The 11512-nt window shown below is 57.3% G+C and carries 13 protein-coding genes, 1 rRNA gene and 1 pseudogene; 11 read left to right on the top strand and 4 right to left on the bottom strand.

The genetic code is table 11. The features are described from left to right. Positions 1-58: 58 nt before the first annotated feature. Positions 59-176, top strand: a 5S ribosomal RNA gene (gene rrf, locus B097_RS0110030). Between the two features lie 590 nt (positions 177-766). Here rrf and B097_RS0110025 read toward each other — a convergent pair. Next, positions 767-1753: a pseudouridine synthase gene (locus tag B097_RS0110025; RefSeq protein WP_018582395.1), complete on the bottom strand. Its 987-nt coding sequence runs from the start codon at positions 1751-1753 to the stop codon at positions 767-769. On the opposite strand from B097_RS0110025, the gene B097_RS13595 reads away from it, so the two are divergent. The 9 genes and pseudogenes from B097_RS13595 to B097_RS13855 all read left to right on the top strand — a co-directional run bounded on the left by B097_RS13595 (position 1752) and on the right by B097_RS13855 (position 7668). After that, complete coding sequence (locus B097_RS13595; protein WP_018582394.1) at positions 1752-1898, top strand: hypothetical protein; 147 nt, start codon at positions 1752-1754, stop codon at positions 1896-1898. The genes B097_RS0110025 and B097_RS13595 overlap by 2 nt on opposite strands. An 85-nt stretch (positions 1899-1983) precedes the next feature. Continuing rightward, positions 1984-2877 (top strand): universal stress protein, encoded by an 894-nt coding sequence (locus B097_RS0110015; protein WP_018582393.1) that lies wholly within the window; start codon positions 1984-1986, stop codon positions 2875-2877. A 230-nt stretch (positions 2878-3107) separates the two neighbouring features. After that, on the top strand, positions 3108-3371 hold the full coding sequence (locus B097_RS0110010) for a GlsB/YeaQ/YmgE family stress response membrane protein (protein WP_018582392.1): 264 nt from the start codon (positions 3108-3110) through the stop codon (positions 3369-3371). A gap of 840 nt (positions 3372-4211) precedes the next feature. Then, positions 4212-4547 (top strand): hypothetical protein, encoded by a 336-nt coding sequence (locus B097_RS0110005; RefSeq protein WP_018582391.1) that lies wholly within the window; start codon positions 4212-4214, stop codon positions 4545-4547. Continuing rightward, on the top strand, positions 4531-4935 hold the full coding sequence (locus B097_RS0110000; protein WP_018582390.1) for a hypothetical protein: 405 nt from the start codon (positions 4531-4533) through the stop codon (positions 4933-4935). Before B097_RS0110005 ends, B097_RS0110000 begins: the two co-directional genes overlap by 17 nt. A 22-nt stretch (positions 4936-4957) precedes the next feature. Beyond that, positions 4958-5434 carry a hypothetical protein gene (locus tag B097_RS0109995; protein WP_018582389.1) on the top strand — a complete coding sequence of 159 codons (477 nt, stop codon included), beginning with the start codon at positions 4958-4960 and terminating at the stop codon, positions 5432-5434. A gap of 302 nt (positions 5435-5736) precedes the next feature. Continuing rightward, entirely contained in the window at positions 5737-6351 is a 615-nt protein-coding gene (locus tag B097_RS0109990) for a hypothetical protein (RefSeq protein ID WP_018582388.1), read from the top strand. A 688-nt stretch (positions 6352-7039) separates the two neighbouring features. After that, positions 7040-7459: pseudogene (locus tag B097_RS13655) on the top strand (recombinase family protein); the annotation flags it as partial. 77 nt (positions 7460-7536) lie between these two features. Beyond that, positions 7537-7668, top strand: a complete 132-nt coding sequence (locus B097_RS13855; protein ID WP_342352743.1) for a helix-turn-helix domain-containing protein — start codon at positions 7537-7539, stop codon at positions 7666-7668. 17 nt (positions 7669-7685) lie between these two features. On the opposite strand, the gene B097_RS12865 is transcribed toward B097_RS13855, so the two are convergent. Together B097_RS12865 and B097_RS13160 are read right to left on the bottom strand one after the other, a co-directional pair. Beyond that, the gene (locus B097_RS12865) at positions 7686-8660 is read right to left on the bottom strand and encodes an SMI1/KNR4 family protein (protein WP_018582386.1); all 975 of its coding nucleotides are present in this window, start codon (positions 8658-8660) and stop codon (positions 7686-7688) included. Between the two features lie 623 nt (positions 8661-9283). Then, positions 9284-9976 (bottom strand): hypothetical protein, encoded by a 693-nt coding sequence (locus B097_RS13160; RefSeq protein ID WP_018582383.1) that lies wholly within the window; start codon positions 9974-9976, stop codon positions 9284-9286. Between the two features lie 197 nt (positions 9977-10173). On the opposite strand from B097_RS13160, the gene B097_RS0109960 reads away from it, so the two are divergent. Continuing rightward, positions 10174-10983: a hypothetical protein gene (locus B097_RS0109960; protein ID WP_018582382.1), complete on the top strand. Its 810-nt coding sequence runs from the start codon at positions 10174-10176 to the stop codon at positions 10981-10983. 26 nt (positions 10984-11009) lie between these two features. On the opposite strand, the gene B097_RS12850 is transcribed toward B097_RS0109960, so the two are convergent. Then, positions 11010-11471, bottom strand: a complete 462-nt coding sequence (locus tag B097_RS12850) for a TM2 domain-containing protein (RefSeq protein ID WP_018582381.1) — start codon at positions 11469-11471, stop codon at positions 11010-11012. Between the last annotated feature and the right edge of the window lie 41 nt (positions 11472-11512).

Here is an 11512-nt window from a genome sequence, read left to right as displayed (position 1 = left end):
GACATGAGTAGATGACCGTTCGTCTGTTTGGTTGTCGACACGTTGCCCCTGTGGGTGTGTCGGTGGTTGATGGCGGCGGGGAAACGCCCGGTCCCATTCCGAACCCGGTAGCTAAGCCCGCCCGCGCTGATGGTACTGCATCCGGGAGGATGTGGGAGAGTAGGTTACCGCCGACCTAAAAAGTAGATAGATAAGTAAATAAGTGGGAGTGCCCGTCACCAGGTGTGGTGGCGGGCACTTTCCTATTTCCTGACTTGTCGTTGCGTCGGTGTTGCGTGGGGTGTCAGGTGGCTGCGCCGGTGTGGGGCCCGGGGCGTGTTTGTCGTCTGTGGCGCAGACTGTTGGAGTTGAACTATTGGAACAGGGGCCTTTTGCCTGTTTGAGCGGTGATACGTGCCTGTTCCCATAGTTGAGATCCAACAGTGTGCCGGGGGAGCGATCTTGATCGCTGTGGTGCTTAGGGGGTGGCGAGGCACGCCATCGAGGGAGGGGCGCCTGGGTGGGCGCTGGAAGCCAGTCTTGTGGTGGTGTGGTGCAGTAGCACTGGAGTACTGGGACGAGGACGGGCCCCGTTGCTATCGTGACTGGGCGAGAAGTGTTGAACCTGAACTATTGGAACAGGAAGCTTTTGGCGTGTGCGGGCCGGAGTAGGTGCCTGATCCAACAGTCGAGAACCAACAGTGTGCGACGGGTGGGCAGTTTGCGCGCCCAAACCGTGTAGGGACGGACGCACTCCTACGCGGCGGTTTCTCCCCGGTGAGGAGATCTACTGGGACTTGTAGCCATCTGTCGTGAATGTCCGAGGTTGGCCTGAGAGAGGGTCTCTAAACGACAACTCCACAGACTTGAGCCGCATCGGCACCTCAAAGTCATCCTGTCCAAAGGGGACCCGAGTGTGATAAATCGGGTCGCCCAGAATCGGCACGCCCGCTGCCTTCATCTGGACCCGCAGCTGGTGTGTTCGCCCAGTGATCGGCTCTAGAACGTAACGAGCCAGCGGCGCGGTAACTCCATGCACCGCGAAGGGGGCGGGATCGATCGGCTCGACGTCAAGAAGGTTTGTGAACGAGTTCGGCGGCTCGTCGAGAAGCTGTGCCTCGTCGATCCCATGCTCCTTGTAAATGTGATGCTCCCAGCTGGTTGGGACAGAGATCGGGCGATACTCCGCTACTGCTTCATAGAGTTTGTGTACCTCCCGACGGGCGAACAGTTCTTGGTAGGCCCCGCGGATCTCACGGCGTTTGGTAAACAACAGCAGACCACTGGTCATACGGTCCAGACGGTGTGCAGGCGTCAGCTCTTCGTTGCCGGTGGCTCGGCGCAGCCGCACCGTCGCGGTTTCGGTGATGTGGGCGGCACGGGGCATCGTCGCAAGAAATGGTGGCTTGTCGACGACAAGGATGTACTCGTCTTCGTAGGCCGTTTTGATCTCGTAGGGGACTGGTCTTTCGGGCGCTGGGTGCCGGTAAAAGAACACGTCTGTGTTCTCAGAAAGTACACTTTCGGGGGTAAGAGGAGTGCCGTCTCGAAGCACCACTTTGCCGCGTTCGAAACGCTCAAGAATGGCGTTTTCGTCGTCGTCTGGGTGGCGATATCGCTGCGAATTTATCACTTCAGTCACAAGCGCCACAGCGGTTACAGAAGTGTTCGTCGGAACGCGAACCCGGGAGGCACCAAGGCCGTCCCGTGGGGGTAAGGGAATGCTCTTCCCAGACTTTTTCCTACTCATGGTGTGTACTAACTTATTCGTCATGAACTTTGACGCAATCATTGACTCCGCAGTTGCCTTCTCCTCCAACGGTATCGGCAAGTTGCTGCTGGACTTCTTCACCATGATCTACGACTTCCTCTACCCATCCAATGCGGAGGCTGCTCGGCCGGTAGAAATTCCTGCATAACTGGTACTAACCAGCTGACTGAGGGGTCATGACGTTGTACACTGGAAAGTGAACAAGAAACGAGCCACATGAAAGGGCGATCGTGATGACCCAGGAAGATATTGTCGTTGTAGCCGTTGATGGCTCCGACGCCTCCAACAACGCCGTACGCTGGGCGGCCAACACCGCGATGAAGCGTGGAATCCCGCTTCGTCTGGCCTCTAGCTACACCATGCCCCAGTTCCTGTACGCAGAGGGCATGGTTCCGCCGCAGGAGCTTTTCGATGACCTGCAGCGCGAGACCCTCGACAAGATTGAGGCGGCTCGCGCGGTAGCGCATGAGGTCGCGCCAGATATCAAGATCGGTCACACGATCGCCGAGGGCTCTCCCATCGATATGCTGCTGGAGATGTCTAAGGACGTCACCATGATCGTGATGGGCTCCCGTGGCCTCGGCGGCCTGTCCGGCATGGTGCTGGGGTCCGTCTCTGCGGCAGTAGTTTCTCACGCTGAGTGCCCAGTCGTGGTGGTCCGCGAGGATAACCAAGTGAACGAGACCACCAAGTATGGTCCTATCGTCGTTGGTGTTGATGGTTCCGAGGTCTCCCAGCGCGCTACCGAGGTGGCTTTCGCGGAAGCGGATGCTCGTGGTGCTGAGCTGCTGGCTGTCCACACCTGGATGGATATGCAGGTGCAGGCCTCCATGGCTGGCCTGGCTGCCGCCCAGGAGCAGTGGGAGATGGTGGAGCGCGAGCAGACAGAGATGCTTACTGAGCGCCTTGCTCCGCTCGTCGAAAAGTACCCCAACGTGCAGGTGAAGAAGATCATCTCACGCGACCGTCCGGTACGTACCTTGGTTGAGCAGTCTGAGGGCGCCCAGCTTCTGGTCACTGGTTCTCACGGACGCGGTGGCTTCAAGGGGATGCTGCTTGGCTCCACCTCGCGTGCGCTGTTGCAGTCCGCACCCTGCCCGATGATGGTTGTTCGTCCAGTCGAGTAGATAATGGCTGCGTTGCACGCCACTTTCCGCCCTAGCAAGCTGCTAGGGCGGCTTTTTCGTTTGAAAACTCCTGCGCCACCAGCGCATAAGCCAATCGTTATTGAACGTTGCAATTTTGTTATCGAAATTTCCCGAATACATAAGCACAATGGAATATGTAAGGAAAATCCGCGAGGTTTTGGCTTTCACCGGCCGCGCCGCGCGGGACTATAACGAAAAGGATATTAACTATGTGGGCTTTCATTGTTTGGCTGATTATTGGTGGACTTGCAGGCTGGGTCGCTTCCATGATTATGGGCCGCAACGCTCAGATGGGCATGGTAGCTAATATCGTCGTCGGTATTGTCGGCGCGCTTATCGGTGGCTTTATCGTGCAGCTCTTTGGCTTCAACGCGGAGGGCGGTTGGATCTGGTCCTTCCTGGTCGCGCTGCTCGGCGCGGTGATCCTCCTGTGGATCATTAACCTGTTCACTAAGAACAGCGCGAAGAAGTAAAACTATCACTCAAGAGGATCGCCCCGAGGAACTGAGGTTCTTCGGGGCGATTTTCATTTCTAACCCGCCGCCAAAGCAACCGCGAACGCCGACCAGGCCACCAGCTACGCGATCGACGCCCACGCCTCAGCCAACGCGGCAGCCGACTCCGCCATATCCGCCCGCGCCTCCGCCGCAGCCGCAGGACAAGACGCGGCACTTACCGCCCAAGCAGCAGACGACGCATTCCGCATCGCGGTGGAAAAAGAACTCGCCGAGCAAGCCGAGCTTCAAGCCGGTCTGGATGCGCAAGCAGTAGACGGGGCCGACCCGGAAAACCAGCCTTGCTTCTCGACATCATCAAAGAACGCTTCGGGCCGGCAGCCCTCAGTCTTCTCCTCGACCTTGTCGGAATCACCGACCTGGTCAACTGCTTCAAGGGACAAATCTCCGGGTGCCTCTGGACATTGGTCGGAGTGATTCCAGCAGGAAAAATCGCCAAAGCAGCCCCATCGTGCGCCGACTCATCTCCAAATCAGACGAAATCGTCGACGCGCTGCACTCCCGAAAAGCCCTCAAGGCCGCCAACTCGACGAAATCCGCAACCTGCCGGCGTGCACAGCATTCCGACCTGCTTCATACTCATCTGCGGCTACCTTCCGACCTGCTTTGCAAATACGAGGGGCAGCAGATCTTTCCCTCCAAACGGCCGCCAGCAACAAAGCTTGTAAAATCCCCTCTACTCCTGAGAAAGTATTTCGCGGTGGCCCCTACAGGGATCTCGGAACCCAAACCGCGAATAACATAGGGGTACAGCGCCATCACATACTGGCCAAGAAAGTTATCCTTGATAATCCTGACGTGGCGGCGAAGTTTGGGATAGACCAGTGGAACCCACCGGCTCTCACATTAATTCCAGCGGACCATATCAAGACCAAAAGTTGGGGAAGCTTCTCCTATTTCAATCCCTACCGAAAGGAGCAGGAGCGTCTTCTAAGGGCAGGGAACATCAACGAAATTTTCCAAATTGAGTACGATTTTCTTACTTCACCTCAATTCGAAGGCAGATATGATCAGGCCATCCAAGAGGCCATAGACTACGCTTTTGACCAAGGAATGATCACTAAGAAGCCCATCCCGCGCGCGGCTGGACTTGAAGCTAATGTGAAGGATACTCAAAATGGATTTTGCGTATAGCTTGCCAGCCCCTTTATCTTGGGATGCTGCGACAAAACAGTATCCTTCCCTTGAGGTCGTTCCCTTTAGTATTGGCGATATCACTTACTGGACCGCTCAAGGCGAACTCGAGATCGGTGGTAGCCGACGGTCGCTGAGGGGGTCTCTCGAAGAAGAGGTTTTTACTAGTCTCGAGATTTCGACGCTCTTCCCCAGTGACACGTTCCTGGGCGTCTCTATGGCACTATGCCCCATCCGATTTCAAAACCAGTTGCACGACATGGGCATTGAGTCCCTCAACGACGGTTCTTCTCTCACGCTGCCTGAACACAACATGAGTTTCTATATTTTCGAAAACGAGCTGGCATCAATCTGTTGGACGCTGCCCCAATCCCCAGTCCGGGCCTAACCAAAAAGGAAAGGCGAAACCAGTGAATTTCACTACCACGCTCGGCTTACCTTTTCACTTGGGAAAGACCATCGAGGAAAACTCTGCCCTACTTGACGACTTCTTCTTTAACGAAAAAAATTCCGGTACCGACTTAGAGGGATTCCTCACCCTCACAGGCACCGACGGAGAAGAAGATACGTGGAAAATCGTGTCTACCGTCGAGGACGGTAAGTGCGTGACCGCGCGCGTGGACTTCGACAATGATAACGTCACTTTCCTCGACGTGCCCATCAAACCCGACAACAGCCTAGACGTCGCGGAGACGGCCGTAGCCCTGCAATCCAGGGGTCAACGGGTTATCGCTCAGACATATGACTTAGTCCTGCCCGAGCACTTCATCACCATCGAGCCGCGCAGTAGCATCTGCTACTGGGATAGAACCTACTGGACGCCGGAGGAGTTCCTCAAGGAGACCGTCCAGCCCCGGCGGAATGCCGACCTCCAAGATCAGCGTTAGTGCCGGGTAGCACTCTCGCCTAGATTCTCAAAAGAGAAGTACTTGGCGGCTGCAGCGACATTACCGTGGAATCATATCGCAATCGGACATGGGGATCCGACGGTAAATCAAAGCGGGTTGGAAGAAACTCGCAACTATTATTTTCTCGCCGAGAAGTACGCTGACCTCCCCGAACGGGTCCGGAAGGAGAAAATAGTTGTTAAACGGGGGGCAGGTCCATTTCCCCGCTGGATGCCGGAGCCTATTACACGCCCCAAAACGTCAGCGAAGCTCCCGTCATTGTCACCGACGATGCCCGCCTCTTGGTTCTGGGGGACGCGGAGAAGGTGTGCGCCCAGATCGGAGACTCCTGCCACGGGGTTGTCTACTGGAAGCCCTCGGATATCACTTATTCGGGTTCCGAGTCCGCCTCGCGCGAGGTCGCCAACGATTACACGATCGCCGGGTCAAGTCCTCAAACCATTGACGAGTTCCTCTCCGGGGCCGAGGCCCCGGCCAAGGAAGACCTCTTCCACCTCGACTACATGCAACTTTCTGCCGCGGTGTCGGAGAACCCCCCGGTTGATCCTGACTGGGCTCTCGTTGTCACCGACTCCTCCGCACAGGCCCCGGAGGACTACTTGGTTATGCCGGCGAAAAAGTGGGCGGAAGGATCCGGGAAGGACACGCAGCTATTCCACGGTCCCAGTGGCGACGGCACCGCCGGTTTCATCCCTGGCCGCCTACACGCTGCTGGCAATCTGCGTCATCCTCATCGTCGCCACGATCGGCAAACACTCGAGCCTGCAGCGCTTCTTCTCCCCGCTGCGCCTGCTGGGCAAGACGCGATCGGGTATCCAGGCCACCGCTTTTTGGGCGGTACTGTTTCCTTACCTGACGGCCACTCTCGCGGCTGTGGTGGTCAGGCTTGTGGCTGACCACCGTTGCCCACATTGTCACCACGGGCAGAGTTGGAGCGTGGACACCGTTCATGCCGCTGGGGTTGTGGATCCTGTTCCGGGTCGTGTTTTTGGCAACCAGTGCCGTTTCCTACATACCGGTGTCTCAGCCTGCAGGGGCAGTAGCGGAGGAGTAACGCCGTCTGCACCGTGCACGGGTCCGGCAAGGGGTACCGGCAGCCCCAGATGTATTTCGCCTACCTCGGAGGCTGGTGCCAGGCGGGGGCTGGAGTGCGGGTTAACTCCGGGGCTCACCGACTTTTGAGTTACCGGGTATGTGCTCGTCCTCGCCCTTATTGGAAGTGGGCGAATATTTGCCTAGCGCACCCATGATGAAAACAAAAACTACCGCCGCTAAAACCGCCGCGCCGATTGCTATCAGCCACGTCAACGGGGTCGACAATTCAGTGTGCGCTCTGAGGATATTGATTGAGATTAAAGCGACGACAATTCCGATAACGGAGGTGGTGGGCATTGTGTTTCTCAAGGGTCCTTGCTCTTTTGGCATTTGTTGGTCGGGGTGCGGCCTATCGACCTGACTTGTTTCCAGGTTGCCAGATGAGGAGTGCGGCTTCAGCTAGACGACGGGGCACACACTGCCCTTTTGAGTACACCCTAAGTGAACGATTTTGAATTACAACTTCTCCCTGTTCGGTAGGGTTAGATCATGCCTAATGGAACAGAACCGTCACTACCTCTAGAACTTGACGAACACCAGGACGTTGTTCTGGGGCAGAAAGTCGGTTACGCCCGGGTGAGCTCTTTGGAGCAGAACCTGGACCGCCAACTCGATCAACTCCGCGCGGCGGGGGCGTCGCAGATATATAAGGAGAAGATCAGCGGCTCGACCCGGCATCGTCCCCAGCTGGAGGAAGTGCTGCGGTATCTGCGGAAAGGGGATCAGCTCATTGTCACGAGCATGGATCGCCTCGCCCGCTCACTGGTAGACCTGCACACGATCGTCGAGGACCTTGTAGGCCGCGGGGTCTCGGTGAGGTTTCTGCGCGAGGGGCAGTCCTATTCCGCGAAGGCGGACCCGATCGCCAAACTCATGCTGGGGCTTATGGGTAGTGTCGCCGAGTTTGAGCGCTCCATCATCAAGGAGCGCCAGGCCGAGGGGATCGCCCGTGCCAAGGCGCTAGGGGTCTACAGGGCCGGGCGAAGGTGCTCACCGATGCCCAGGTGGGCCAGGCCCGGGGGTGGGTGGCTGACGGCGTGTCCAAGGCTGAGGTGGCCCGCCGGCTCGGCATAGGGCGCACAACGCTCTACAAATATCTCGCGGGAGGCACTGGGTGATGTGCCCCGCCTGCCCGTTATTTTTCTTCTTCCCGCATTTCTTCAAGGACACCGGTGATGAAGTCCTCATCGAGGACATAACCGCCGGCGGTTTCCTTTAACACGCCTTCGTTCACCCGCCTCTCCCACCAGAGCTCGATTGCGGCGCGGTTCCAAACGAAGCTGTAGCGCTGTCCTACCACCATGAAGGTGGGCGCACCCAGGAGGGTGGGTAGATTCGGCTCCAAGAGTTGCTCACTTTCGGCGAGGTAGGACCAGGTGTCTGGGTGGGGTTGGATATGTTGGGTCGCCCAGTACAGGAGATCCTGGAAACGCCGCCCCTCAGGACTGTTGTACGTCATGCCGGGGCTAAATGAGCGGGTTAATGGAACCGCAGCTTTGCGTAGCAGGTATTCAAGATCGGGGGTGGGGGTCGCGGCGATCGCGCGGGTGAGATCGTCGGAGAGACCCCCGTGCCATACTCCTTTGATGCCCATTCCCTCCTGCCCTGCGCTGGGATGATATTCCTCGGTATCTTCTCCGCTATAAGGTTCGAGTTTGCTGAGGAAGTCGGTGACGGAGTCAGCGACGCGGGTCATGGCTCCACCGGGGTCGGTGTCGAGGTGGAGTACGGCTCCTGCGGGGTGGTCGGGGAGGTCGTAGTTGATGACGAAGCAGTTGTGCATGCCGTCTTCGGTGGTGGCGAACAGGAGGACTTCGTCGGGGATCTCCCATTCCTCCATGAGGAAGGTGGCGTAGGTGGCCAGGTCGAAAGTGCGGGTATCTTCAGTGGTGCCGTTGCCGAAGATGTCCTCGGCGGCTAGGCCTTCCGCCTCACCAGGGAGACCGGGTATTACGCAGTTGTCCAGTTTGAGGGTACCGCCACCGGTTTCCCGGATGAGTGCCCGGTGGTCGGCGGGCAATCGCCTGCCGAGGGCATGCTCGATTTCGGTAAGTCGGGCCTCGTCGGCGGGATCTCCGGTTTTAGTGAACATGTCGAGGTAAACAGTCATAGGTTTTCTCCTTAAAGGCAGTCGGGCAGTGTGGGCCAGCGGGCGACCCCTTTGAAAGGCTCGGGCGGGGTGATCTCAAATTTCATGAAGCTGCCCTACGTGTTAGTTGCCTGTGCTGCTAATCTGCCAGTAGGTCTCTTAGTGATGAAGCCCTTTTCGAGAGCATAATCAATAGTTTCCTCTAGAGCCTGATTGTACCGCCCCCCGGATTCAGAGCCAGTCAAAAAGTCATATTCAATCTGAAATACTTCATCGATCTTCCCCTCCCGGAGAAGCTGACCTTGCATCGCGCGGTACTCGTCGGCCCCTTTAAGGTTACGAAAGCTCCAAGTTTTAGCGTGGTCTTGCGGCAACATTTGAATTGAAGGTGCGTTGTCTGGATTTAATCCAATCTTGTCTGCGGCGTCTCTATTTTTTCGAATTTCCGATGCGGCAAGGAGATGATGCCTTTCATAATCGAAACGATTGTCGTGACTATGGGTGCCAAGATTCCCATAATGGCCACCGCGGAAGGGTTTTTCCGGTATAGAGGGAATTCTGCAGGTCGTGCCACGGGCGGCCGTTTGGAGGGAAAGATCCGCTGCCCCTCGTATTTGCAAAGCAGGGCGGAAGGTAGCCGCAGGTTAGTATGAAGCAGGTCTGAATGCTGGGCACGCCGGTAGGTTGCGGATTTCGTCGAGTTGGCGGCCTTTGAGGGCTTTTCGGGAGTGCAGCGCGTCGACGTTTTCGTCTGATTTGGAGATGAGCCGGCGCACGATGGGGGCTGATTTGGCGATTTTTCCTGCTGGAATCACTCCGACCAATGTCCATAGGCACCCGGAGATTTGTCCCTTGAAGCAGTTGACCAGGTCGGTGATTCCGACAAGGTCGAGGAGAAGGCTGAGGGCTGCCGGCCCGATGCGTTCTTTGAGGATGTCGAGAAGCGGGGCTGGTTTTTCCAGGTCGGCCCCGTCTACTGCCTGCGCATCCAGACCGGCTTGAAGCTCGGCTTGCTCGGCGAGTTCTTTTTCCACCGCGATGCGGAATGCGTCGTCTGCTGCTTGGGCGGCAAGTGCCGCGTCTTGTCCTGCGGCTGCGGCTGAGGCGCGGGCGGATATGGCGGAGTTGGTTGCCGCGTTGGCTGAGGCGCGGGCGTCGATCGCGTAGCTGGTGGCCTGGTCGGCGTTCGCGGTTGCTTCGGAGGCGTCGGCTTCCGCGGAGGCGTCGGCTTGATGTGCTCTTGCCTGCTGCTGCTTGGCGAAGTCGAGTGACTGCTGGGCGGAGGCGGCGAATTCCTGGGGTCGGCCCCCAAGTTCAGTGCATGACGGTAATGACACCCCACCGTGCGGGCAGCTGATCGCACACTACGACCATCACCTACCAACACGGTCAACCTGGCGCGATCAGATACAGATAACGAATGGAATGGGCTACAATGTTCAGCCATTGCCACACCCTCCTTAAAGGGGAAAGTGTTGCAACGACCCTCTGAACTTAAGTTTCTAGTCCTATAACCTAGGTAGACTGAGACACCATGAATGCAGCATCGTATCGTCACCAGCTCAGAATTGCCGAAGTATGTCGCAGCTCAGGAGATATTACGGGCTGTGAACAAGCGCTCCTCGCATTTCTTGACGGCACCATACCGGTGGCGGATTCTTTTTACCTAGCGGAGCAAGAGGATGTGTACACCGATGTTGCGCGGGCTTTGCGGGACCTGATGGTGCTACTGCGAGAGAAAAACGACTACCGTGCGGCTACCACTGTCGCTTTTCGGGCAGTCGAATTCTTCGGGGGGCAGGGCTCGCGTATTTCCGCTGTAACCCCGCGTGCGCGGGCGGACATGTTTTCCGTGGCCGCTCAGTCCTTGCCGGACCACACGCTGCGGAGCCAATTTTTTGCAATGGCTGCCGACGATTATCTCCAGATCGGAGAGATTACTCAGGCCGCCTCTGCATTGATCGGACAATCGCAAGCTCTGGCCCAGGGGCGAAACTTCAGTCAAGCGCATGATGTAGCGTTGGCAGCCCGCGACGTGGCACTTACCGCAGATAGCCTGGTAGCGGAAACATGGGCGGTCCGCCAACTCTCAGAGCTGTTTTTGATCGGGGGTGACCTGCAGGCTTCCGTCGGCGTGATCGCGAATTTTCTAGACTCCTCACGGTCACCATTGGCGCCACGCGATGTGTTGCAGGCTCGCGCTCAATTAACCGAAGTATTAATGCGACGCTACATGAGCACCGGAAATGAAGAAGCAGCCCTTGCGGCACGAAATGATGCTGCAGGGCTGTATCGTTCAATCGGCGCACCAGACGAGGCGGCCCGGTTGGAGGGCTACCACTAAGTCGCTACTCGGCACCGTGTCGGCAATTAATCGAGTGGGACGCCACGGGCGTCAGTGCGGAACTGGCCTGAGGCCACCAGGATTGAAATGAAATCTACAATCACCCAGATACCCAGGATGATGTAGAGGAAAGCACCAACCAGAAGCAACAGGGTGACGAAAGAGACCAAATTCAGAACCAGCTGCGCGATGCCGCGGTTGGTGTAGCCCAAGTAAAAGTTGTGGATACCGAGCGTGCCGAAGAAAAAGGCCAGCAAAGCAGCTACGACCTTGGACTTTGGGGCAGCAGGCATGCCGTTGTGGTCATAAGCACCGTAGGCCTGGCCCTGGTGCTGCGGGGCAGGCATGTTGCTGTACTGTTGCGGGGCAGCGAAGTTCTGGTACTGCGGCTGGTTAGCCTGCCATTGGTTGGAAGAATTCTGCTGCGGGTTCGGGTTGCTGAACGGGTTGTAGTTGTAGTCGTTGTTTGGGCCTTGAGGCGTAGTCATTGCTCTCCTTCTGAGTTTCCGCTTCATTTAACCATTGTTTG

Origin of the sequence: Corynebacterium pilosum DSM 20521 = CIP 103422, assembly GCF_000373805.1 — a bacterium.
GTDB classification, from domain to species: Bacteria; Actinomycetota; Actinomycetes; order Mycobacteriales; family Mycobacteriaceae; genus Corynebacterium; species Corynebacterium pilosum.
Note: the sequence above shows the minus strand (reverse complement) of the source record. Positions and strands in the feature narration are given on the sequence as shown.